Origin of the sequence: Iamia sp. (assembly GCF_035575815.1) — a bacterium.
Taxonomy (GTDB): Bacteria; Actinomycetota; Acidimicrobiia; order Acidimicrobiales; family Iamiaceae; genus Iamia.
In genome coordinates, this window is sequence record NZ_DATLXO010000148.1 from 15,788 (window position 1) to 38,095 (window position 22,308).

The 22,308-nt window shown below is 72.2% G+C and carries 27 protein-coding genes, 1 tRNA gene and 1 pseudogene; 10 read left to right on the top strand and 19 right to left on the bottom strand.

Annotated features, from left to right (window positions below; genetic code table 11):
- The first annotated feature begins 54 nt into the window (after positions 1-54).
- Positions 55-2,700, top strand: a complete 2,646-nt coding sequence (locus VNL12_RS15700) for a M1 family metallopeptidase (RefSeq protein ID WP_325595885.1) — start codon at positions 55-57, stop codon at positions 2,698-2,700.
- Between the two features lie 151 nt (positions 2,701-2,851).
- On the opposite strand, the gene VNL12_RS15705 is transcribed toward VNL12_RS15700, so the two are convergent.
- The 4 genes from VNL12_RS15705 to VNL12_RS15720 all read right to left on the bottom strand — a co-directional run bounded on the left by VNL12_RS15705 (position 2,852) and on the right by VNL12_RS15720 (position 5,606).
- Positions 2,852-3,382 carry a DUF4333 domain-containing protein gene (locus tag VNL12_RS15705; protein WP_325595886.1) on the bottom strand — a complete coding sequence of 177 codons (531 nt, stop codon included), beginning with the start codon at positions 3,380-3,382 and terminating at the stop codon, positions 2,852-2,854.
- An 84-nt stretch (positions 3,383-3,466) separates the two neighbouring features.
- Positions 3,467-4,120 carry a lysoplasmalogenase gene (locus VNL12_RS15710; RefSeq protein WP_325595887.1) on the bottom strand — a complete coding sequence of 218 codons (654 nt, stop codon included), beginning with the start codon at positions 4,118-4,120 and terminating at the stop codon, positions 3,467-3,469.
- Positions 4,117-5,334, bottom strand: coding sequence for an FAD/NAD(P)-binding oxidoreductase (locus VNL12_RS15715; RefSeq protein ID WP_325595888.1), 1,218 nt, complete (start codon positions 5,332-5,334; stop codon positions 4,117-4,119). The genes VNL12_RS15710 and VNL12_RS15715 overlap by 4 nt, the downstream gene beginning before the upstream one ends.
- Before the next feature lie 80 nt (positions 5,335-5,414).
- Complete coding sequence (locus VNL12_RS15720) at positions 5,415-5,606, bottom strand: ferredoxin (protein ID WP_325595889.1); 192 nt, start codon at positions 5,604-5,606, stop codon at positions 5,415-5,417.
- 143 nt (positions 5,607-5,749) lie between these two features.
- Here VNL12_RS15720 and VNL12_RS15725 point away from each other — a divergent pair, with 143 nt between their 5' ends.
- From VNL12_RS15725 to VNL12_RS15735, 3 genes are all read left to right on the top strand, one after another.
- Entirely contained in the window at positions 5,750-6,139 is a 390-nt protein-coding gene (locus VNL12_RS15725) for a hypothetical protein (RefSeq protein ID WP_325595890.1), read from the top strand.
- Positions 6,140-6,210: 71 nt separating this feature from the next.
- Positions 6,211-6,489, top strand: a complete 279-nt coding sequence (locus VNL12_RS15730; RefSeq protein ID WP_325595911.1) for a type II toxin-antitoxin system Phd/YefM family antitoxin — start codon at positions 6,211-6,213, stop codon at positions 6,487-6,489.
- An 8-nt stretch (positions 6,490-6,497) separates the two neighbouring features.
- Positions 6,498-6,920 carry a type II toxin-antitoxin system VapC family toxin gene (locus VNL12_RS15735; protein ID WP_325595891.1) on the top strand — a complete coding sequence of 141 codons (423 nt, stop codon included), beginning with the start codon at positions 6,498-6,500 and terminating at the stop codon, positions 6,918-6,920.
- An 82-nt stretch (positions 6,921-7,002) separates the two neighbouring features.
- Here the strand turns inward: VNL12_RS15735 and VNL12_RS15740 are convergent.
- Positions 7,003-7,076 (bottom strand) — tRNA-Ala (locus VNL12_RS15740).
- 211 nt (positions 7,077-7,287) lie between these two features.
- Between VNL12_RS15740 and VNL12_RS15745 the strand changes: the two genes are divergently transcribed.
- A complete protein-coding gene (locus tag VNL12_RS15745) occupies positions 7,288-7,728 on the top strand; it encodes a CAP domain-containing protein (protein ID WP_325595892.1) in 441 nt (146 codons plus the stop codon).
- An 88-nt stretch (positions 7,729-7,816) separates the two neighbouring features.
- Here the strand turns inward: VNL12_RS15745 and VNL12_RS15750 are convergent, their stop codons facing one another.
- From VNL12_RS15750 to galU, 5 genes and pseudogenes are all read right to left on the bottom strand, one after another.
- The gene (locus tag VNL12_RS15750; protein WP_325595893.1) at positions 7,817-8,293 is read right to left on the bottom strand and encodes a hypothetical protein; all 477 of its coding nucleotides are present in this window, start codon (positions 8,291-8,293) and stop codon (positions 7,817-7,819) included.
- Between the two features lie 375 nt (positions 8,294-8,668).
- Positions 8,669-9,142 (bottom strand): annotated as a pseudogene (moaC, locus tag VNL12_RS15755) (cyclic pyranopterin monophosphate synthase MoaC); the annotation flags it as partial.
- 95 nt (positions 9,143-9,237) lie between these two features.
- Positions 9,238-10,221: a GTP 3',8-cyclase MoaA gene (moaA, locus tag VNL12_RS15760; RefSeq protein ID WP_325595894.1), complete on the bottom strand. Its 984-nt coding sequence runs from the start codon at positions 10,219-10,221 to the stop codon at positions 9,238-9,240.
- Positions 10,222-10,230: 9 nt separating this feature from the next.
- Complete coding sequence (glp, locus tag VNL12_RS15765) at positions 10,231-11,487, bottom strand: gephyrin-like molybdotransferase Glp (protein ID WP_325595895.1); 1,257 nt, start codon at positions 11,485-11,487, stop codon at positions 10,231-10,233.
- Positions 11,488-11,605: 118 nt separating this feature from the next.
- On the bottom strand, positions 11,606-12,493 hold the full coding sequence (galU, locus tag VNL12_RS15770) for a UTP--glucose-1-phosphate uridylyltransferase GalU (protein ID WP_325595896.1): 888 nt from the start codon (positions 12,491-12,493) through the stop codon (positions 11,606-11,608).
- Positions 12,494-12,643: 150 nt separating this feature from the next.
- On the opposite strand from galU, the gene VNL12_RS15775 reads away from it, so the two are divergent.
- The 3 genes from VNL12_RS15775 to VNL12_RS15785 all read left to right on the top strand — a co-directional run bounded on the left by VNL12_RS15775 (position 12,644) and on the right by VNL12_RS15785 (position 14,706).
- Complete coding sequence (locus VNL12_RS15775) at positions 12,644-13,093, top strand: FmdB family zinc ribbon protein (RefSeq protein ID WP_325595897.1); 450 nt, start codon at positions 12,644-12,646, stop codon at positions 13,091-13,093.
- A gap of 13 nt (positions 13,094-13,106) precedes the next feature.
- Entirely contained in the window at positions 13,107-13,922 is an 816-nt protein-coding gene (locus tag VNL12_RS15780; protein ID WP_325595898.1) for an S-methyl-5'-thioadenosine phosphorylase, read from the top strand.
- A gap of 115 nt (positions 13,923-14,037) precedes the next feature.
- Complete coding sequence (locus VNL12_RS15785; RefSeq protein WP_325595899.1) at positions 14,038-14,706, top strand: SAF domain-containing protein; 669 nt, start codon at positions 14,038-14,040, stop codon at positions 14,704-14,706.
- Positions 14,707-14,954: 248 nt separating this feature from the next.
- Here VNL12_RS15785 and VNL12_RS15790 read toward each other — a convergent pair whose 3' ends face one another.
- From VNL12_RS15790 to VNL12_RS15820, 7 genes are all read right to left on the bottom strand, one after another.
- Positions 14,955-15,701 (bottom strand): crotonase/enoyl-CoA hydratase family protein, encoded by a 747-nt coding sequence (locus VNL12_RS15790; RefSeq protein ID WP_325595900.1) that lies wholly within the window; start codon positions 15,699-15,701, stop codon positions 14,955-14,957.
- On the bottom strand, positions 15,698-16,132 hold the full coding sequence (locus tag VNL12_RS15795; protein ID WP_325595901.1) for a MaoC family dehydratase: 435 nt from the start codon (positions 16,130-16,132) through the stop codon (positions 15,698-15,700). Before VNL12_RS15795 ends, VNL12_RS15790 begins: the two co-directional genes overlap by 4 nt.
- The gene (locus tag VNL12_RS15800) at positions 16,129-16,974 is read right to left on the bottom strand and encodes a crotonase/enoyl-CoA hydratase family protein (protein ID WP_325595902.1); all 846 of its coding nucleotides are present in this window, start codon (positions 16,972-16,974) and stop codon (positions 16,129-16,131) included. The genes VNL12_RS15795 and VNL12_RS15800 overlap by 4 nt, the downstream gene beginning before the upstream one ends.
- Before the next feature lie 48 nt (positions 16,975-17,022).
- The gene (locus tag VNL12_RS15805; RefSeq protein ID WP_325595903.1) at positions 17,023-17,571 is read right to left on the bottom strand and encodes a TetR/AcrR family transcriptional regulator; all 549 of its coding nucleotides are present in this window, start codon (positions 17,569-17,571) and stop codon (positions 17,023-17,025) included.
- A 356-nt stretch (positions 17,572-17,927) separates the two neighbouring features.
- On the bottom strand, positions 17,928-18,365 hold the full coding sequence (locus tag VNL12_RS15810; RefSeq protein WP_325595904.1) for a hypothetical protein: 438 nt from the start codon (positions 18,363-18,365) through the stop codon (positions 17,928-17,930).
- A gap of 12 nt (positions 18,366-18,377) precedes the next feature.
- Positions 18,378-18,605, bottom strand: a complete 228-nt coding sequence (locus tag VNL12_RS15815; RefSeq protein WP_325595905.1) for a hypothetical protein — start codon at positions 18,603-18,605, stop codon at positions 18,378-18,380.
- A gap of 427 nt (positions 18,606-19,032) precedes the next feature.
- Entirely contained in the window at positions 19,033-19,584 is a 552-nt protein-coding gene (locus VNL12_RS15820) for a TetR/AcrR family transcriptional regulator (protein ID WP_325595906.1), read from the bottom strand.
- Positions 19,585-19,733: 149 nt separating this feature from the next.
- Between VNL12_RS15820 and VNL12_RS15825 the strand changes: the two genes are divergently transcribed.
- Both VNL12_RS15825 and VNL12_RS15830 read left to right on the top strand, forming a co-directional pair.
- Positions 19,734-20,471, top strand: coding sequence for an SDR family NAD(P)-dependent oxidoreductase (locus VNL12_RS15825; RefSeq protein WP_325595907.1), 738 nt, complete (start codon positions 19,734-19,736; stop codon positions 20,469-20,471).
- A gap of 10 nt (positions 20,472-20,481) precedes the next feature.
- Entirely contained in the window at positions 20,482-20,796 is a 315-nt protein-coding gene (locus VNL12_RS15830) for a multidrug efflux SMR transporter (RefSeq protein ID WP_325595908.1), read from the top strand.
- A 109-nt stretch (positions 20,797-20,905) separates the two neighbouring features.
- Here the strand turns inward: VNL12_RS15830 and VNL12_RS15835 are convergent, their stop codons facing one another.
- A complete protein-coding gene (locus VNL12_RS15835; RefSeq protein WP_325595909.1) occupies positions 20,906-21,727 on the bottom strand; it encodes an undecaprenyl-diphosphate phosphatase in 822 nt (273 codons plus the stop codon).
- A 137-nt stretch (positions 21,728-21,864) separates the two neighbouring features.
- Positions 21,865-22,149: a hypothetical protein gene (locus VNL12_RS15840; RefSeq protein WP_325595910.1), complete on the bottom strand. Its 285-nt coding sequence runs from the start codon at positions 22,147-22,149 to the stop codon at positions 21,865-21,867.
- Positions 22,150-22,308 lie beyond the last annotated feature (159 nt).

The following is a 22,308-nucleotide window of genomic DNA, read 5'->3' on the forward strand; positions in this document are numbered from 1 at the left end:
CCCACGCCCTGTCCTGCGGAACCAGGCCGGAGGTCGCCGGTAGGGTCGCTTCCGATGCCTGCCACCGACCCGTACCGCCTCCCCCGCACGGTCCTCCCCCGCCGCTACGAGCTGGCTCTGACGCCCGACCTCGACGCCGCGACCTTCACCGGGTCGGTGGTCGTCGAGGTCGACGTGACCGAGCCGGTGACCGGGATCGTCCTCAACGCCGTCGAGCTCACCGTGGCCGAGGCGTGGGTCGAGCGCGACGGCGACCGCAACGACGCCAGCGTCACCCTCGACGCCGAGACGGAGCGGGCCACCCTCACCCTCGGGCGCGAGCTGCGCACCGGCCCGGCCACCGTGCACCTGCGCTTCGCCGGCACCCTCAACGACAAGCTGCGGGGCTTCTACCGCTCCACCTTCTCCGACGAGGCGGGCACCGACCACACCATCGCCACCACCCAGTTCGAGGCCACCGACGCCCGGCGGGCGTTCCCGTGCTGGGACGAGCCGGAGATGAAGGCCGTCTTCTCGATCACGCTCGACGTGCCCGGCGATCTGCTCGCGGTGAGCAACGCCGCCGAGGTTTCCTCCGAGGCGACCGGTGACGGGCGGCGCCGGGTGCGCTTCGCCGACTCGATGTCCATGTCCACCTACCTGGTGGCCTTCGTAGTCGGCCCGCTGGTGGCGACCGACCCGATCGACGTCGACGGGGTGCCCCTGAGGGTGGTTCACCGAGAGGGCCAGGAGGCGCTGGCCGTGTTCGCCCTGGAGTCGGGCGCCTTCGCTCTCCGCCACTTCACCGAGTACTTCGGCCGGGCGTACCCCGCCGACAAGCTCGACCTCGTCGCCGTGCCCGACTTCGCCTTCGGCGCCATGGAGAACCTGGGCTGCGTCACGTTCCGCGACGCGCTCTTGCTGGTCGACCCCGAGCGGGCCACCCAGTCCGAGCTCCAGCGGGTGGCCGACGTGATCCACCACGAGATCGCCCACATGTGGTTCGGGGACCTGGTGACCATGCGGTGGTGGAACGGCATCTGGCTGAACGAGGCCTTCGCCACGTTCATGGAGATGCGATGCACCGATGCGTTCCGCCCCGAGTGGGACCGCTGGACCGACTTCGGCATCGCCCGCACCGCGGCCTACGACACCGACGCGCTCGCCTCGACCCGGCCCATCGAGTTCGAGGTCGTCTCGCCGGCCGACGCCGAGGGCATGTTCGATGTCCTCACCTACGAGAAGGGCGCGGCGGTGGTGCGGATGCTCGAGCAGTACCTGGGCGAGGACGCCTTCCGCGCCGGCATCCGCCTCTACATCGAGCGCCACGCCCACGCCAACACCGAGACCACCGACCTGTGGGACGCCCTCGAGGAGGCGACCGGCGAGCCGGTGCGGCGCATCATGGACTCCTGGATCTTCCAGGGCGGCCACCCCGAGGTCAGCATCGAGCAGGCCTCGGGTGACGGCGGGGGCGGAACGCTGCGGCTGTCCCAGCGCCGGTTCCGCTACGCCGCCGACACCTCGCCGGCGCCCGACGACGACGCCCGGTGGGCCGTCCCGGTGCTGGTGCGCTGGTCCCTGGGCGCCAGCGCCGACGACGAGCTCGACACCGCCGGCACCGTCGGCGACGGCGAGTCCGGCACGGCGACGTCGGGCCAGCGGACCGAGCGGGTGCTGCTCGACGGGGCCAGCACCGAGATCGCCCTCGATGCCCCGGCGACCTGGGTGCTGGCCAACAGCGGCGGGAGCGGCTTCTTCCGGGTCCGCTACGACGCCGAGGGCCGGCGCGCCCTCACCGCGGCGATGGCCGAGCTGACACCGCTCGAGCGCTATGGCCTCGTCGACGACGCATGGGCCTCGCTGCTGGCGGCCACGGTGTCGATCGAGGAGGTCCTCGCCCTCGTGCGAACCTTCGCCGACGAGACCGACCTGTCGGTCTGGCAGCGGGTGCTGGGCGTGCTCGCCGCGCTCGACCGGCTCGTCGACGACGCCCATCGGCCGGCCCTCCAGGCGTGGGTGCGAGCCGCAGTGGCCCCGGCGCTGGTGCGCCTCGGTGCCGAGCCGGTGGCTGGCGAACCGGCTCGGGACGCGGCGCGCCGGGCCGCGCTCTTCGGGGCCCTCGGCACCACCGGCGCGGATGGTGACATCCGCCGCCGGGCGGCCGGGTTGCTCGACCGGGTGGCTGCCGGCGAGACCGTCGACGCCGACCTCCTCGACGCGTCGGTGCGGGTGATCGCCGCCACCGGCGACGCCGAGGCCTTCGCCCGCTTCGGTGACCGGAGCGCCGCCGCCTCGACCCCCCAGGAACGCCTCCGCTACCTCGGCGCCCGTGCCGACTTCCCGGGCGCGGAGGAGATGGACGCCTTCCTCGCCTCGACCCTCACCGACGCCGTGCGGACCCAGGACGCGCCCTTCGTGCTCCGCCGCGCCCTCAGCAACCGCACCCAGTCCGACCGGGTGTGGGCCTTCATCGAGGAGCACTGGGCCGCCATTGGCGACCGCTTCCCCTCGAACAGCATCGCTCGCTTGCTCGAGGGCATCCGCTCGATCAACAGGGCGGAGCTGGCGGACCGGGTCGGGGCTTTCCTCGACGACCACCCGGTGGCCCAGGGCGCCAAGCCCGTCGACCAGCATCGGGAGCGCATGCGGGCCGGTGTCGCCCTCCGGGCCCGCACCCAGGCCTCGCTCGCCGATGCCCTCACCGCGGACGCCACCTGACGAACGACCGTCCCGTCGGCCGCGACGCTCATCCGATCCCCCGACCAGTTCACCCCCCCGGCCCGAACTGGTAGCCCATTCGGGTGCTGGCACCCCCGATCCCCCGACCAGTTCACCCTCCGGTCCGAACTGGTCGGGCCGGGGCGGACCGCTACCGCACCGTGTAGGTGAGGGCGCCGTGCACGTCGCGCACCCTGACCTCGACCGCTTTGGTCTCCTCACCGTCGACCGCGGTGCAGGTGAAGGTGGCACCGGGTTCCTCGATGCGCACCGGGTCACCGGGGCACCGCACCGCAACGTCGTCGCGCTCGAAGCGATCGGCCAGCACCTCCGCGATGTCGGTCGCGACCCGGCGGGCGACCAGCACGGCCCGGGTGGGCGCCACGTCGAGGGCCCCCTCGTCGTCGCGCTGGCGGACATCGACCACAACCGTGGATCCCGAGACGCGAGCGCGGCAGGTGAACGTCGCCCCCGCCTCCACGTCGACCTCGTCGGGGCAGGTGACGGCGGCGACGTCGACGTCGTAGGTCTCGGACAACCTCTCGCGGATCCGCGCCTCGGAGCGCTCGACGTCGAGCACCGCCGGTCGACCGCACCCGGCGACGAGGAGCACGGCGACGGTTCCGAAGCTCCGGGTCGCGGCGCGCCGGCGGCGGCGGCGGGGACAGGAGGCGCGGGACACTGCGCTGAACCTAGGTCGCACCCCGGTGAAGCGGTGCTCGGCCTCGCAGCCGATGGGATCGGGGCCCGGCCGGCGCAGGGCTGCTCAGCCGAGCAGGGAGAGCACCAGCCCGGCCTGGGCCAGGTGGTAGGTCACCATCACCGCGATGCGCGCCGCCCGGCTGGGGGCGATGAACCGGTTCCACGCCAGGGTGGCGTCCGAGGCATAGAAGAGCAGCGCCCCGGCGATGCCGACCGGCACCGTGCGGCCGAACGCGGCGACCACCATGAGCGAGATCACCGCCATGTAGACCAGCACGGGCAGCCGCATCTCCGGTGAGGCCCGACCGACCCCGGCGACGACGCGCGGCCCGATCACGGCGACGGCGCCCAGGACGATCGCGGCGCCGAGGCCGGTGAGCACCCACGACCGGTGATCAGAGGCCAGGCCCACGATGTAGGCCAGGTGCCCGAACAGGAACGAGCCGAGGCCCAGCAGGAACGGGTCGACCGGGTACCGCCTCCCCTCGGGGAGCATGAGGAACACGTCACCCGCGAGCGACAGCACCAGGCCGGCGAGGAACCACGCCTTCACCGCAGGTTCCTCCGCGTCGAGCGCGGCGGCCACGGCGACGAGCAGGACGAGCGTGGCCGGCTTGGCGCCGTAGACGAGCCTCCGGTCGTCGCGGGCGACGCCGACCCAGTTCACGGCGGCGGCGAGCCCGGCGGCGACGAGCAGGAGCGCAGCGAGCGCGGTCATGCGGGCGCCCCCCGCCCGGGCGCTCCACCAGGGGCCGGCGGCGGGCACCCGGCCACTGCGTCGGCCCACGTCACCCCTTCGGCCAGGCGCAGGCGCCAGCGGGCCAGGGGTGCCGGTCGGTTCATCCCCAGCACCGCCGCGACCTCGCCGCCCCGCCGGTACAGGGCGACGAAGCGCCGCTCCTCGAGGCTGCCCTCGACGACCCGGACCTCCTCCGCGCCCTGGGTCCGCCCGGCCACCATGATCTTGCGGTCGTACTGGTCGGACCAGAACCACGGCACCGGCGTGAAGGGCTCGGCGCCGTCGCCGGCGAGGAGGGTTGCCGCCGCGTGCGCGCCCTGGGCGATGGCGTGGTCCCAGTGCTCGACGCGCAGGGACTCGCCGTAGCCCTGGTGGTGCCAGCGGGCGACGTCACCGGCGGCCACGATGCCGGGCGCCACCCGGCAAGAGGCATCGGCCCGCACCCCGTCGGCGAGGGACAGGCCCGACTCCTCCAGCCAGCCCGTCGACGGCACCACGCCGATGCCCACCACGACCACCTCGCAGGCGAGCGTCGTGGCGTCGGTCAGCCGGACGCCCTCGACGCGCTCCGCCCCGACGACCCCGAGGACCCCGACGCCGAGGCGCAGGTCGACGCCGTGGTCGCGGTGGACCGCGGCCATGGTCCCGCCCACCTCGGTGCCGAGCACCCGACCGAGTGGGACGGGCAAGGGCTCGACCACGGTCACGGCCAGGCCGCGGGCCCGGCAGGTGGCGGCGACCTCGGCACCGATGAACCCGGCGCCGACCACCACGACCCGTGCGGGAGCGGCATCGAGGTCGGCCTTCAGGGCCAGGCAGTCGTCGAGGCTGCGCAGGACGTGGACACCGGCCACGCCCTCGACGCCGGGGAGGGTGCGGGGCGCGGCCCCGGTGGCGATCACGAGCCCGTCATAGGTGACCGAGGAGCCGTCCGCCAGGCTGACGGTCCGGCCGGCCACGTCGAGACCGTCGGCCGGGGACCCGAGGCGCCACTCAACGTCGAGCTCGCCGTCACCGGTGCCGGCCAAGGTCGTCCGCTCAGGGTCCCACGTGCCTGCCAGCACCTGCTTCGAGAGCGGCGGCCGGTCGTAGGGGCGGTGCTCCTCGGCGCCGACGATGGTCAGGGTGCCGTCGAAGCCGCCGCCGCGCAGGGCGCGCGCCGCGTTGAGGCCGGCCAAGGAGGCGCCGACCACGACGACCGAGGTTGGTGTGGTCACTGCAGTGGAGCCAGAGATCGAAGGCGGAGGCGGCGCGCGGTCGTCGCACCGGGCCGTCAGTCCTCGACGGTGATGGCCTGCTTGGGGCAGCGCGCGGCAGCCTCGGTGACCTTGTCGCGCAGGTCGTCGGGCGGGACGTCCTGCAGCACGTAGAGGAAGTCGTCGTCGCGCACCTCGAACACCTCGGGGGCGACGGCCATGCAGACCGCGTTGCTCTCGCACAGGTCGTAGTCGACGACGACGCGCATGGTGGACCTCTCGTCACGGGGTGGGATGTGGCGCCGGCCACCCTACCTGGACAACCGTCCACCGCTCGTCCCGGGCCCCCGGTGGTCGCCCCCGGGCCGCCACGTCGTATCCTCGGTCGTCCGCTGCCGAGGAGTCCCAACCGGTGTCCCGCCCCCGCTCCCCCCGATCGCTCACCCGCCTGTTCTTCGCCGCCGCGACCGTCGTCGCCCTGGCCGCAGCCGGCTGCGGCGGGGCCGACGACGTCGAGCGCAGCGACTTCGAGTCCGACCTGCGCGAGCGCACCACCGTGCCCCCGTCGGTCTCGGAGTGCCTGACCGAGCGCATCTACGACGAGTTCGACCAGGGTGAGGTCAACCGGATCTACCGCGCCGCCACCGAGACCGAGCTCGACGCCGACACCAAGGAGACCCTCGCCGGCTTCAACCGGGCGTGCTTCGAGGCCGAGGCTGAGGCTGCGCCCGCTGACGACGGCGCGGCGACGACGGACGCGCCTGCCGACGACGGCGCCCCGACCACCACCGAGGCCGGCTGACCTGACGGTCGACTGCGAAGAACCTCAGAGGCGTTCCGTACAGAGGTGTACAGTTCGGGGTCGTGTCCACCATGAGCGCAACCGAGGCCCGAGCGGCGCTGCCCCAGCTCCTGGACCGGGTGACCGCTGGCGACGAGGTGACGATCACGCGCCACGGCCGCCCCGTCGCGGTCCTCGTTCGACCCGACACCCTGCACACCCGTCGAGCCGACGCGTCCCTCGAGGCGGCAGACGAGCTGCGACAGCTGCTCGACGCGGCCCGGAGGTCACCCCTTCCTGACATCGGCCTCAGTGCGGCGCGCGCCGCCGCGCTCGTGGAGGAGGTCCGAGCCGGGCGCGACGGGCACTGAGCGCCGCGATGGACGCCTTCGACGCCGATGCGTTGATCTACGCCGCCAGCCCCGAGAACATCCTCGGACGGCGCGTGCGGACGCTCTTCCCCGAGGGGCCTATCGAGACGGGCGGCGACCGCGTCGGTGTGGGTTCGCTCCTGCTGCTCCCGGAGATGTTGAGCAAGCCCCACCGCGAGGGCTCGACCGAGGAGCTGGTGGCCCTCGTCGGGCTGCTCGCCCGACTCGACCTCCGGCCGCTCGACGATGCCACCGCCCGCCTTGCCGTCGCCATCGGTGCGCAGCATCGACTGCGGGCGGCCGACGCGGTGCACCTGGCGACGGCGATCGGCGCCGGAGCGAACAGGTTCATCACCAACAACCGTCGCGACTTCCCCTTGGCCATCGAACAGATCGACATCACCTATCCGGAGCACCTGCCCGAGCCGTAGCGTCCGCCCCCGATCGGTGGCGGGAGACGTGCACCGCGGTCTTGTCTTGAGCCCGGGGTGAGCGATCAGGTGATCTCCGCGGTGGAGGTGATGGGATTCGAACCCACGGCCTCTTCGATGCGACCGAAGCGCTCTAGCCAACTGAGCTACACCCCCGGAGGATGATCAGCCTATCGCTGCGGTGACCGGCGCTCCGAACCGGAGCTCGCTCGCCGCCCTCGGCAGGCACGGGGTGGACCCGGCGCCGCTGCGATCGCGACGCGGAGCCGGGACCGACGGGGACGGACGAAGGATCGCCTTAACGCTGTGTGCCGGAAATAACGCGGTGAGTGCTCAACATGGACGCGTGGGGCCCGACTGGCCTCCCATGAACCGGACCTCTCGCCTCACCCGCACCGCCCAGGTGGCGCTGGCCGTCGTGCTCGCCGTCGTGCTCACCGCGTGCCTCTCGGGGGGCCAGCAGTCGGTGGCCGACGAGATGAACGCGGATCGCCGGGAGAACGGCCGGCGGACCCTGGCGACCCATGATGCCCTGAACCGCAAGGCTCAGGCCTGGGCTGAGAAGCTGGCCCGCGACAACGCGCTGTCCCACTCGACCTTGTCGTCGGGCCTGCCCAGCTGCTGGCGCGGCGTCGGGGAGAACGTCGGCTTCGGCTCGTCCATCCCCGCAGTGCAGGCCGCCTACATGAAGTCCCCCGGCCACCGGAAGAACATCCTCGACACCACGTGGGACTTCGTCGGGGTCGGCTCGGCCACCCGCGGCAGCCGGGTGTTCACGGTGCAGGTCTTCATGAGGGGCTGCCGCTGACCCGACCGCTCGGGACGGGGCTGTGGCGCGATCCGCTCGTTGAGCCACCGACTCGCGCCAGAGCTCGGCGCAGTGCGGGCTCGGGGGGTCAGCCCGAGGCGGAGCGGCGGACCGTGACCAGCCGGGGCTGGCTCTGGGCCGGAGCGGCCAGGTAGCGCACCTTCACCGCCTGCTCGGTGGCGAGCTTGCGCATCTGCACCAGGAGGTAGAGGTAGCCGCCGAGGGCGACATCGACGGCCAGGTGCACCGCAACGGCCACCCCGCCGAAGGCGATGGCGAGCAGGAGGGTGAAGCCCGCGGCGCCGGCCAGCGTGAAAAGGACGTCGCGGCGGCGCTGGCGCGCTGCGGACCGGCCCCGGGGGGCACCGGGCCCGGGGGGCGTGGCGGGCCGGGTGCGGACAGGGGCGAGGGAGCGACCCGGAGCGGCCCGTCCGAGGACGTCGAGACCCTGGCGGAAGCTCGTGACCGAGGTCCCGGGGCGGACGTCAGAGCGGTGACGCATGTACGGCGGGACCAGGACGACGGCCCAGACGATGGCTAGAAGGATCAGGACCGGCACACCCATGTCTCCAGATCAGCTCTTCTCGTCTCAGGATCCTACTTGGGTGACGATCGCCACTCGGCGATGGTCGGACAGAGGGATCAGCGGGGATCTCGAGGCTCCGACCACCGTCGGGCGGCCGGTGGAACCTGCGATGTGACAGTTCTACTACGGAGGTGACGACGGGACCAGCCTCCGGCCACGATCCGTTCACGCCGGAGCCGCCCCGCCGCCACCTCGACGCTCGGGCATCGGTCAGACCTCGGCCGGATCGCCGAGGCCGGCGGGGCCGATCATCCCGGTGCCACCGTCGTCACCGAGCCCGAGGTCGTCCTCGGCCGTTCCGTTGGCGTGATCGGCCAGGACGCTGTCGATCGAGCGGTCGAGCGAGGTGGCCGGGTCGCGGCGGTAGACGCCCGAGCGCCCGCCGGTCTTCTCCCACAGGGCGATGTCGCCGATGGTCATGGAGCGGTCGGCTGACTTGCACATGTCATAGATGGTGAGAGCGGCCACCGAGACGGCGGTGAGGGCCTCCATCTCGACACCGGTGCGATCGACGGTGTCGACGTGGGACTCGATCTCGATGAAGGAGTCCTCGATGCGGAAGTTCACCAGCACGGCGCCGACGAGCAGCGGGTGGCACAGCGGGATGAGATCGGACGTGCGCTTGGCGGCCTGGATGCCGGCGACGCGGGCCACGGCGAGCACGTCGCCCTTGCCGACCCCGCCCCGGGCCACCAACGACGTGGTCTCGGGGTGCATGTAGACCCGGCCGCGGGCCACGGCGCGGCGGTGCGTGGGGTCCTTCGGGGTGACATCGACCATGCGGGCCTGTCCGAGGGGGTCGAGATGGGTCAGTCCACGGTCCGACATGGCGGGATGCTACGTCCGTGGGACCGGGCGCCGCCGATCCCGCCCGTCGCGGCCCCGTCGCGGCCGTCGCACCGGTCCGTCGAGGGCCGGCCCGCTCAGCCGCCGATCTGGGACATCGAGCGCCGGGGCCGGATGAAGGTGGGCTGGCCGATCAGGTGTCCCGGGCCCTTCTCCCCCACGGCGGTGGCGAAGAGGCCCGCCAGCTCGTCGTCGCCGGCCCCGCCTCGCAGCAGGGCCCGCAGGTCGGTCTCGTCGGTCGCGAACAGGCAGGTCCGCAACATGCCGTCGGAGGTCAGGCGGATGCGGTCGCAGTCGCCGCAGAACGGTTCGGTGACGCTCGGGATCACCCCGACCTCGCCCCGCCCGTCGCGGTAGCGCCACAGCGATGCCGGCGCCGAGCCGCGGGGCACGACGTCGAGGGGGAACACGGCACCGATCGCGTCGACGATCTCGGCCTGGGACACGACGCGGTCGCGGGCCCAGCCGCCCGAGGCGTCGAGGGGCATGAACTCGATGAACCGCACACCGATGCCCCTGTTCCGCCCGAACGCGGCCAGGTCGACGATCTCGTCGTCGTTGACGCCCTTCATGGCCACGACGTTCAGCTTCACCGGGGTGAGCCCGGCATCGAGGGCGGCGTCGATGCCCGAGAGCACCTTGTCGAGGTCGTGGCGACGGGTCAGCTCGAAGAACCGGTCGGCGCGCAGCGAGTCGAGCGAGATGTTCACCCGTCGCAACCCGGCGGCCTTCAGATCCGCGGCCATGCGGTCGAGGGTGGTGGCGTTGGTGGTGATGCTCAGGTCGGTGCCGAGCGGGGCCAGGCGCTCGACCAGCACCGGCAGGTGCGCCCGCAGCGTCGGCTCGCCACCCGTGAGGCGGATGGCGGTGATGGCGAAGCGGTCGACGAGCACGCGCGCCAAGCGCTCGATCTCCTCGAAGGTGAGCAGCTCCTCGCGCGGCTGCCACTGCATCCCCTCCTCGGGCATGCAGTAGGTGCAGCGGAGGTTGCAGCGGTCCGTGATCGAGATCCGCAGATCGCGGTGCACCCGACCGTGGCCGTCGATGAGCGGTCGTGACACGACCTCAGCCTACGGGCGACCACCGGCGAGCGCGGCGACGGCATCGAGGACGGCCACGTCGACCGGGCCGCCGGCGGAGATGCCGTCACCGTCGGGGATCACCGCCAGACCGTGGGCCCGGGCGGTGGCGACGAGCTGGTGGCTGCCCTGGGCCGCGACCGGGGTGGCCACCAGGTCGCCGGTCGCGTCGCGGGCGACGGTGACGCGCACGTAGTGGGTCTTGCCGTCGGGCCGGCGGGTGAGCCCGTCACCGGCCCGGACCGTGATGGTGGGGCGGCCGAGGTCGCGGTGGCCGGCCATGTGGCCGATGGCGGGGCGGGCCAGCAGCTCGAAGGACACCAGCGCGGATACCGGGTTGCCGGGCAGTCCCAGCAGTGGGACGCCGTCGACGCTCGCCAGCGCGAAGGGCTTGGCCGGCCGGATGGCGACCTGGAACCAGCGGGGATCGGTCATCCGCTCGAGCACCATCTTCACCACGTCGGCCTCGCCCATGCTGACCCCGCCGGAGGTGAGGATCAGGTCGCAGCGGGTGGCGCCGGCGCGCAGGGCGGCGGCCACGGCGTCGACGTCGTCGCGCACCCACCCGAGGTCGACGGCGATGGCCCCCGCCTCGTTGACGGCGCTCAGGAGCATGGGCCGGTTGGAGTCGCGCACCTGGCCCACGTCGAGCCCCCGCGGCGCGGCGACGAGCTCGTCACCGGTCGAGATGACCCCGACGCGGGGCCGGGGGACGATCGACACCGTCGGCTGCCCCAGCGCCACCAGGACCCCGACGAGCGGCACGGTGACGGTGGTGCCGGCGTCCACGACGGTGGTGCCCGCGGCGATGTCGTCGGCCGCGCCCCGCAGGTGCTGGCCGGGCCCCGACGGGGCGAGGATCGCAACGGTCTCGTCGGTGCCCCGCTGCCCGTCGGAGTGACGGGTGACCTCGACCGGGACGATGGCATCGGCGCCGGTGGGGATCGGTGCCCCGGTCATGATGCGGATCGCCTGGCGGGGCCCGATCACCTCGGTCGACGCCCGTCCGGCCATCACCGTGTCGACGACCTCGAGCACGACGGGCAGATCGGCGGTGGCTCCGGCCACGTCCGCGGCGCGAACCGCGAAGCCGTCCATGGCCGAGCTGGCGAAGCCGGGGAGGTCGCGCGCGGCCACCACGTCGGCGGCCAGCACCGCCCGTCGGGCGAGGCGGGGGTCGACGTCGGTGGGCGGGAGGGCCACGCAGCGCTGGAGCACCTGGGCCAAGACGTCCGACAGCGGCTGCACGACCGGTGACGGTACCGGGCCGGGGCGCGGCGCCCGGGTCGTCAACCCCTTGCCGCCGCTTCCCGCGAAGCGAGAGGTCACGGATCGCTCCCCCACCCCCGAGGGAACGGAGCTCCGGCTACAGGTCTCGGTCGCGGGCGAAGTCGCCGAGGAAGCGGCGGAACTCCGGGCCGAGGTCGTCGCGCTCGCTGGCCAGCTCGACGATGACCTTCAGGTAGTCGAGCACCTGGCCGGTGTCGTAGCGGCCCTCGTCGAAGGTGTAGCCGTACACCGCCTGGCTCCGGAGGAGCAGCGCGATGGCGTCGGTGAGCTGGAGCTCGCCGCCCGAGCCGGGCTCGATGTGGGCCAAGGCGTCGAAGATCTCGGGGGTCAAGACGTAGCGGCCCATGACCGCCAGGTTCGAAGGAGCCGTCGCCGGGTCCGGCTTCTCGACGAGGTCGATGATCTGCACCAGGCCCTCGGCCACCGGCTCGGGCGCCACGCAGCCGTAGCGGGAGATCTCCTCCGAGGGGACCTCCTTGAGTGCGATGACCGAGCGGTTGTAGCGCTCGTAGGTGGCGATCATGCCCTCGAGCAGGCCGACGTCGCGACGCATCCACTCGTCGCCCAGCAGCACCGCGAAGGGGTTGTCGCCCACGTGCTTGCGGGCCACCGAGATGGCGTGGCCGAGGCCGAGGGGCTCACCCTGGCGGACGTAGTGGATGTCGGCCAGCTCGGCGATGTCGACGAGGTCGTCGCGCGCGTCGTGCTTGCCCTTCTGGCCGAGGAAGTACTCGAGCTCGAAGTTGCGGTCGAAGTGGTCCTCGAGGCTGCGCTTGCCCCGCCCGGTGATGATCAAGATGTCGTCGATGCCGGCCCGCACGGCCTCCTCGACGACGTACTGGATGACCGGCTTGTCGACGACCGGCAGCATCTCCTTGGGCTGGGCCTTGGTGGCAGGCAGGAACCGGGTGCCCAGCCCCGCAGCGGGGATGACGGCGGTCGTGACTCGGGGAGACGGCTGCACGCCCCGTGTCTACCGCGCGGGTGCCACCGGACGGCGCACGCGGCTGGTGGCCCCGCCCCGGAGGCCGGTACCCTGGCACTCGCACTGGCCGAGTGCCAACGATGTGGACCCGCGCCCGCCGAACGGGAGCCACCCTCACCGAGGAGACGAATGCCCACCTACGAGTACCGCTGCAAGGACTGCGGCCACACCTTCGACGCCTACCAGGCGTTCACCGACGACGCCCTCTCGGAGTGCCCGAAGTGCGCAGGCGCCCTCCGCAAGCTGTTCGGCAACGTGGGCATCTCGTTCAAGGGCAGCGGCTTCTACAAGACCGACAGCCGGGTCAAGGCCTCCGGCGGCGAGTCGTCGTCGAGCGGCGAGTCCGACGGCTCCTCGGAGTCGAAGGAGTCGTCGTCGAAGGAATCGTCGTCCCCGGACTCGTCGTCGAAGGACTCGGAGAAGTCGAAGGACTCGGGCCGCTCGAAGGACTCGGAGAGGTCGAAGGACTCGGGCCGCTCGAAGGACTCGGGCCAGGGCGGGTCGTCTGGGTCGAAGGGCGAGGCCAAGGGCTCGTCGCAGCCCACGCCGGCGTCGAGCTCCGGCCGCTCGTCGAGCTGAACCGGCCGACCCGGTGGTCGCCGACGCCATCGACCTCGCCGTCATCGGCGGGTCCGGGCTCACCTCGTTGCTGGACGAGGTCGAGACCGTTCTGGTCACCACCCCGTGGGGCGCGCCGTCGGGCCCGATCCAGATCGCCCGGATCGGTGACCGCGAGGTCGCGTTCCTCCCGCGCCACGGCGTCGGCCACCACCTCCCCCCGCACCGGGTGCCGTACCGGGCGAACCTGTGGGCCCTGCGCGCCCTGGGCGTCACCCGGGTGCTCGGGCCGTGCGCAGCAGGGTCGCTGCGAGCCGACGTGCACCCCGGCGACCTCGTCGTCGTCGACCAGGCCATCGATCGCACGTGGGGACGGGCCGACACCTTCTTCGACGGGCCGACGGTGAACCACGTGTCGCTGGCCGATCCGTACTGCCCCGAGCTGCGCTCGACGCTGTTGAGGGCGGCCACCGGTGGTCCCCTGCCGGTGCACGACGGCGGCACCGTCGTGGTCATCGGCGGTCCACGGTTCGCGACCCGCGCCGAGTCGCACCTCCATCGCGACCAGGGGGCGACGGTGATCAACATGACCCAGATGCCCGAGGCCGCTCTCGCGCGCGAGCTGGGGCTCTGCTACGCGTCGGCCGCCCTCGTCACCGACTACGACGCCGGCGTCGACGACGACGCGACCATGGCGCCGGTCACCCAGGCCCAGGTCTTCGCCACCTTCGAGGCCAACGTGCCCCTTTTGCGCGAGGTGCTGGTGACGGCCCTCGCCGCCGTGCCGCAGGAGCGTACGTGTGGGTGCGCCGAGGCCCCCGGCGGCCTCACCCCCGACTTCCCCGCCTGAGCGTCGCCCCTCGCCGCGCAGCTGAGCGTCACGCGGGGCCGGGGTTCCGGAGGCGGGTACCGGGGAACGGTGGCCGGGCGCTTCCCCCGTCGACACCCGACGAGAGGTCGCGCCCATGCTCCCCTTCCGCCCCCGCCGCTCACTGCGGCCCGTCCGCCCCCGCCTCCCCCGTCGCGCCGTGCTCTGGTATGTCGCGGCTGCGACGCTGACGATGGCCACCGGCCTGGTCGTCGACGGGGCGCTCAGCCGAGCGCAGGCGGCCGAGGCGGCCTACGGCGAAGTGCAGCCCGTGGTGGTCGTCGCTCAGCCGGTCGAGGCCGGCGCCGTGCTCGGCCGCGACGACCTCGAGGTCCGTCCGTGGCCTCGGGCCCTCGTGCCCGACGAGGCGCTCTCCCAGCCCCCGACCGGACGCACCGCCCTGGTGGCCCTGGCGCCAGGCGAGGCCTTGGTGGCGTCGCGCATCAGCGGGACCGACGCCACCGGCCCCGCCGGGCGCCTCGCGGCTGACGAACGGGCCGTGTCGGTGCCGGTCGCGGTGCCCGGCCTGCCGCTCGAGGTCGGTGACTCGGTCGATGTCCTCGCCGGCGGAGCCGTGGGCGGCGGACCCGACGGCGACCTGCCGGTCGGGGCCCGGGCGCCCGACGTGGTGGCCACCGGGGCGACCGTGCTGGGCGCAGAGGACGAGACGGTGGTGCTCGCCGTTCGCCGGGGCGAAGCCGCGGAGGTGGCCGCCGCCCTCACGGCGGGACCGCTCGTGTTGGCCCTGCGCCCGCCGGGGACGTGAGGCCCAGGGTCCCGACAGGTGTGAATCCAGCAGGGCCTGACGCGGTGATCATTGCGTCCGGGGGACCTACGCCCGCTACCCACTACCTGGGACTCAACTCCAGGTAGGCCATCGCCCGGCTGGCCGTCGTCGTGGCGGCCCGCTTGAAGTGGTCAGGGACGAGGGCGTCGCAGGGCGAAAGCGAAGCGGGGGTGTCGTTGGCGGAAGCAGTTGCGTCCACCAGGTCCCCCGGAGGTGGGTGCTTCATGTCATTCCCGCGCGAAGGCGGCAGCCCCGGCTGCACCCTCACCGGAGTCGAGGGCGACGAGGGCGAGCGCCATCTCATGCTCGAGCGCGGTCGCCAGGTCGAGGTTCCACTGCTCGTGGATCGATCGTCGATCGCTGCGGACCGCCGCCTGGGGGTGGGCGGCGATCGTGGCCGCCACCTCAAGGGCCGTTGCCAGCGCCTCGCCCTTGGGCACGGCCTGGGTGACGAGCCCGATCGCCTCGGCGCGGTTCCCATCCACGCCTCGGCCGGTCAGGGCAAGATCGAACGCTCGGCCGTGCCCGACGATCCGGGGCAGCAGCACCGAGCCGCCGTCCATGAGAGGCAGGCCCCACCGCCGGCTGTACACGCCGAGCACGGCATCGACGGCTGCGATGCGCAAATCGCACCAGAGGGCAAGCTCGAGGCCCCCGGCGACGGCGTAGCCTTCGATCGCGGCGATGGTCGGTTTGGTGACGTGCAGGTGGGCGAGGCCCATGGGCGCCAGGCCGGCGGTGACGCGTCGGGACGCCGCGTCACGGTCGCGGGTGAGGGCCTTGAGGTCGGCACCGGCGCAGAAGTCGGGTGGGGCTCCGGTGAGCACGGCGACATCGGCGTCGTCGGCGGCATCGAAGCGTCGCATCGCCGCGGTAAGCCAGTCGGCCGTCTCGGCGTCAACGGCGTTGCGCGCCTCAGGCCGCTGGATGGTGATCGTGACGATTCGGCCGGATTGCTCGTAGGCGACCGTCATGGAGCGGGTGCGGTGACCGTGGCGGTGCCCGTGAGCACGGTGTCGCCGTCCTGGTTGTTGGTGACCAACTCGAGGTCAACCTCTGAGCCGTCGTGGTCGAGTGGTCGGACGGCGGTGACAGTGGCCGCCACGGTCAAAGAGTCGCCCAGCACTTCCGGCGCGCGTCCGGCCGACGACTGGCACGCGACGTCCTCGGCCATGGATTCGGATGGCCCAGCCCCCGAGCCGGGCCAGGGCTGGCCCGTGCGAGGCCGCAGCGGGAAGTCGGGATCAAAGTGGGCGGCGGCGATCGTGAAGGTGGGTGGGGCGATCGCCGCACCACCGGCGACCTGGAACGCCGGGTTGGAATCGCCGATCGCGGCGGCGAACACGTGGATGTGGCCCGCCTCGATCGGGAACCGCGGCACCCGCCGCCGGCGCTCGTCGCTCACGTTGCCGGCCGCTGCCCGTAGTCGGCGAATGGCTCGTCGCGGCGGCGGACCGCCGCCATCGCCCCGTCGGCTCTGGCCAGCTCGACGAAGTCGAGCCCTTCTTGGGTGTGGCGGGCGATGCCGTCGAAGAGGCATCCGAGCAGTCGCGACGTCGCCGGCGCGTACGCGTGGTCGTTGACCTGGTTGCAGAGCAGCTTCATCATCCGCAGCTGGTTGAGCGGCAGTCGACCGATGCGCTGGGCCAAGGCCATCGATCGGGGCTCGAGCTCCTCGTCGGGCACGCACTCGAGCACCAGGCCGATCTCGGCGGCGACGGGGCCAGGGATCTCGTCGCCGGTGAAGAGGTAGCGCTTGGCCCGCTCCACGCCGAGGCGAGCGATCCAGGCCCAGGGCGCTTCGGGGGTCCCCCAGACACGGGCGGGCGGGTAACCGAACCGGGCGCTGTCAGCGGCGACGATCAGGTCGGCGTTCAGCACAAGATCGGTGCCGCCGGCCACGCACCAACCCTGCACCGCGGCGACGGTCGGCTTGGACAGGTCGTGCAAGCGCGCCCAGACCCGAGCGAAGGTCGAGATCATCTGCAGGTCGGCGACGGAGTCCCACACCCGGTCGCGCCCCTCCCCACCCTGGGCGGTGGTGCCGGCCTCGAGCGCGAAGCCGGCGCTGAACGCTCGACCCTCGGCGCGGAGCAGAACCACCCGCACCCGTTCCTCGGCGTCGGCGGCTAGCAGCGCCTCATCGAGCTCGTCGCGGAGGCCGGCGGTGATGGTGTTCAGCTCCAGGGGCCGGCACAGCACAAGGGATCGAACCGGGCCGTCGTCTTCGATACGTACCGAGGTCATCTGGGTAGACTAGGTAGACCGGTCTAGTGAGTCAACCGGTCGCGGGCGTCAGACAGCAAGCAAGGCGATGCCTCGGGAGACAGCGCGCAAGGGCGCCGCTGAGCGGTGGCAACGGGCGAGGATGACACCGCCTTCGACCGCGGCGATGATCGCAGTGGCGCGATCAGTGGCATCCGGCACCCCCGCAGCGCGGAGGTGGGTCTCAACCGAGGCGATCCACAGGTCGAACGCTGCTTGGGTGGCGGCGGCAAGCCGGTCGTTGGCCGGCCCCACCTCCATCGCCATGAGCCCGACGGGACAGCCGTCGTAGAACTCCGAGCGCTCGAGCTGGTTGGCCAGGGCGTCGACGAAACGCTCGATCCCGTCGACCACGGACCCCTCACCGAGGCAGCGCTCGAGCAGGGAGCGCACCACGTCGCCGTAATAGGCGATGGCGGCCTCGCCGAGTTCCTCCTTGCCGGCGGGGAAGTGATGGTACATCGATCCCTTCGGCGCCCGGGCGTCGGTAATGATCTGGTTCAGGCCGGTGCCGCTGTAGCCATTGGCACGAACGAGATGCGCCATCGCGACGATCATCCGCTCCCTCGTGGTCTCCATCGCTCTCCTTCTACCGTTGGTCACTGCCGGATGTTGGTCCTGCGGACCGGGTAGTCGCCGATCGTCCATACCCGGCGCTGGGCGTCCGCCTGCCCGGTCACTCCGGTCGGACAGCCCTCGCGCTCGTCGGCAGCCACCGCCTCGACGGTACCGGGCGCTCGGAGCCGGTCCGGGGGTGAACGCCCGTGCCCAGTGGGCCGGAGGCGTCGAACTCGGAGAGCGGCTCCCAGGGCCAGGGCCACAGCCTGGCTGCATTCGCCTGCTCGGCCGGCGAACCGCTCCGAGGACAAGTCGGGCAGTGGATCTGAACCGGGCGAGGTAAAGCCCCGTGGCTCGGATCTGGTCGGCGGGTTGGCTTACGGTGCGTCGACCACCCGGTATTCGACCTGGAGTGCGTCGCAGGCATTGCGAAGCGGCGGACTGTCGGTGCGAACCGCCGCGGTCGCATCGGTGAGCAAGGCGAGCGCCAACGCCTCGGCGCTCAGGTAGTTCAGCCGTCTCTGTGTGTCGAGCCGGGCCATGACCGGCACAAGCGTGAGCGGTCCGACGAGTCCGATCTCATCGGGCAGTCGAGCGATCCGAGCGCGCAGAGCGGTGCGGGCCGGCTCGGCGACGGCAGCGATGCGGCCTGACAGCGATCCTTGGCCCGAGCCGTGCTCGGACGCGTTCGCCACCCGGTAGTACCAGCTGGCCGTCGTGTAGACCGCGGCCTCCGACACCGCTTCCGCCAGCCAACCGCGGACGTCCTCGGTGAGCAGGTCCAAGAGCAGGTGGTCGTCGACGACCAGCGCCACGAAGCTGACCGGCTACGACTGAGCCTGCATGTCCGGGTCGTCGGCGACGATCTCTGCGACCGCCCGGTCGTAATCACCGCTGTCGACCCAGTCGCGCAGGGCCTCCCGTGCCGCCTCGGGAAGCGGGTCAGCGGGCGGGGTCCACGGACGGTCGAGCAACTCGCCGCGCTCGCGGGCCAACTCGCGAGCACGCTCGACCACCGCTTGCAGTGCGGGGTCGAGCTCCAACTTCGTGGCCACACGCGCAACGGTAGCGGCCTTCGGCTCCGGCAGCCATGGCAGTTCGTCCGACGGTCCGCAGGGGGAAAGCTGAGCACCCCGGGCCAAGGCGGCGTGACCCTAGCGTGACCTTACGGAGCGGGACCGGGATGACGAGACGGAACGGGACGACACGCCGCACCCTCGCTGGCTTGGAGAAACCGGCGAACGCCCTGCTCACCGCTCCTGGTCAACTGGGAACGCGAGTTCGTTTCCCGTCACCCGCTCCAGACAGCAGGCCCAGGTCACCCCTGGTTTCGCCAGGCCAGCTAGGCCCGCCTGCCTCTGGGCCTTGCCCGACTTCGGTGGTGGCGACAGCGCAGCAGGTCACAGGCAGTCACGCTGACCGAGCGGGGAAGGCCCGGCGGCCCAGCTCGCGCGGTGTCCAACACGGGGGCGACCTCGCCGTTCACGGCCAGCTGGTCATGGCCAGGTCGACGACGGCATGGAGCTCGGCACGAGAGGCGCCATCTCGAGCCAGGATGGCCATGCCGTTGATCACCGAGGCGAAGAACGCCGCCAGTGAATCAGCGTCACTGTCGGTCGGGAGCTCTCCTGCGGCCGCGCCGTCGCGGATCCTGTCGGCGATGAGGTTCCGGTCGGTTCGCCGATGCTCCGAGAGGAACTGGGCGACCGGCTCGTCGTCTGGCATCCACGTACCGCCTCCGAGGACGATCAGGCAGCCCGATGGGGTGCCCGGATCGCTGAACATGTCGGCGTTGCTGCGCAGCATCGCCTCCACGCCAGCCTCTGCCGTAGCTCCCGTCAGCAGTGCCCGCTCTGCAGCTGCGCCTGCGGTGGAGTCATACAGCTCGACGGCCTCCCGGAAGAGTGCCTCCTTGCTGCCGAACGCGGCGTAGAGGCTGGGCATGGAAACACCCATCTCAGCGGCGAGCGTGGCGAGTGAGCTGCTGTCGTAGCCCCGCTCCCAGAAGACTCTCATGGCGGCCTCGAGCGCCATAGCCCGATCAAACCCGCGCGGCCGCCCTCTCCGAGCCATCACTGTTCCTCACGATCGTGTCGGCCATCGGGCCCCCAGTCGTTGCGAAGGTACCCGTCGAAGGATACGGTCTAGCGAATAGTACAGAAATCACTACACAAAGGATCGCCATGGACCTGACAGGCAAGACCGCACTGGTGACCGGAGGAAGTCGTGGCATCGGCGCTGCGATCGCGACCGGTTTGGCAGACCACGGGGCGGACGTCGCGTTCACCTACCTCAACCGCACCGACCGCGCCATGTCGGTGGCGGCCGACATCAAGGCCGCAGGCCGCCGAGGCCTCCCCATCCACGCCGACAGCGCGCAGAGGGACTCGGTCACTGACGCCGTCATCCGCGCCACCGACGCGCTCGGTGGCCTTGACATCCTCGTCAACAACGCAGGGATCGCCCCCCTCGGTCCCCTCGAAGACGTGACGGCCGAAGAGGTCGAGCGGACAATCGCGATCCACGTGATCGCACCCTTCGTCGCCTCGCAGGCGGCGGCGACCGTGATGCACGACGGTGGACGGATCATCACCATCGGGAGCTGCTTCGTTGACCGAGTCCCCGAGGCCGGAGTCACGCTGTACGCCGCCAGCAAAGCCGCCACGGTGGGCATGACCAAAGGCCTGGCACGCGACCTCGGCCCCCGAGGGATCACCGCCAACGTCGTTCACCCGGGATCGACCGACACCGAGATGAACCCGGCCGACGGCCCCACCGCAAGCTCCGAACGACGCCACATCGCCCTCGACCGGTACGGCACGCCTGACGAGGTCGCCGCCATGGTCGTGTTCCTGGCCAGCGACGAGGCGCGGTACGTCACCGGCGCCGCCCTGTCAGTCGACGGCGGATTCGCGGCCTAACGCCCCGACCATGGCCTGGCTCATCCTCATCACCGCCGCGCTCCTCGAGGTCATCTGGGCGGTCGCCCTCGAACGGTCCGATGGGTTGACACGACTGTGGCCCAGCGTCGCCGCCCTCACCATCGCCAACACCAGCCTCGTGCTCCTGTCGTTCGCCCTCCGAGACCTGCCGGTGGGGACCGCGTACGCTCTGTGGACCGGGCTCGGCGCAGTTGGCGTGGTGACTGCCGGCATAGTCCTGCTCGACGAGTCGGTCTCGCCCGTCCGCCTCGCCTGCATCGGCCTCGTCCTCCTCGGACTCATGGGACTGCGCATCGTCGAATGATCAGACGCGGGCCCGCGGGGGTCGATCCCGAAGTCATGGGGAGCCGCGGAGGGCGGGGGTTCCCTATAGACGGTGCCTCACGGCGCGGCTCGACATCCCCTCGGCTCGATCAGCGGGCGTCGAGCACGCCGGCGGCCAGCAGGGCGATCAGCAGCACCCCGAGGGCCACACGGTAAACGACGAACACGGCGGTGGTGTGGGTGATGAGGTACTTGAGGAGCCAGGCGATGGCGGCGTAGCCGACGACGAAGGCCAGCACGGTGGCCACGACCGTCTCGGCGATGCCGGGACCGTCGCCGGCGGCCACATCCGGCGCAGTCACCACGCCGGAGAGCACCACGGCGGGGATCGAGAGCAGGAACGAGAAGCGCGCCGCCGCCTCGCGGGTGAAGCCGAGGAACAGCCCGGCGCTGATCGTCGCCCCCGAGCGCGACACTCCGGGCACGAGGGCTAGGGCCTGGGCGGCGCCGACGACGACGGCCGAGCGGGTGTCGACCTCCTCGATGGTGCGGGTCCGGCGAGCGACGCGCTCGGCGGCGAAGAGCACGACACCGACGACGATGAGCGATGCCGCGATGAGCCGCAGGTCCCGTGCGCCGGATTCGATCTCGTCCCTGAACGCCAGGCCCGCGAGCGAGATCGGCACCGTGGCCAGGATCAGGTACCAACCCAGGCGGGCATCGAGGGTCGACCGGAGCTCCGGATCGCCGAGCGAGCGCAGCCACGTGGTGGCCACCCGCCACAGGTCCCGGCGGAAGTAGATGACCACGGCGAGAACCGTGCCGAGCTGGGTGACGGCGGTGAACGCGGTCCCGGGGTCCTCCCAGCCGAGGAAGGCAGGCACGATGCGCAGGTGCCCGCTCGACGACACGGGCAGGAACTCGGTGAGGCCCTGGACGATCCCCAGGACGACGGCTTCGACGAACGACACAGCGGATCATGCTGCCCGACCGACCCCTCACCGGCCCATCCCACGAGTCCGAGGTCCGCTCGCCCCGAGGCTCGCATCACCCGAACCGCGGCCCCGATCCGGTCCCGGGGCGGGAGCCACCGCCGCGAGTGGGGCGTTCACGGTCGGTGCTGCGGGCGACGCGGGCGCGGCGCCGGGGTCCCGGTGAGGCCCTCGCCCCACACCTCGGCGCGCTCGGCGGCGTCGTCGGCGAGGGCGTGGGCCAGCGGGGCGAGGATCCTGCCGACGGCGCCGAGGATCCGGCGCATGCCCGCCGGGGGCCGAAGGTCGGGGCGCGGGGGGCCTGAGCGGTGGCCCGAGCCACGGGCGTCGACCCGGTTCCCGGCGCCCGCTCGCCCGTCGGGCCGAGAGGGATCGATCACGAGGCGGAGTAGCGGGTCCATGGCTTCCACGATGCGCCGGCCAACCGCACCCGACGAGTGGCAGGACTGCGCAGACCTGCCACTTTCCTGCCAAGATGGTGCCTATGCCACCACCGTGCGCCTCCCGTTCCGACCCCCACCGGGTCGTCGCCCTCGCGAGTGACGGCATGTCCCCGTTCG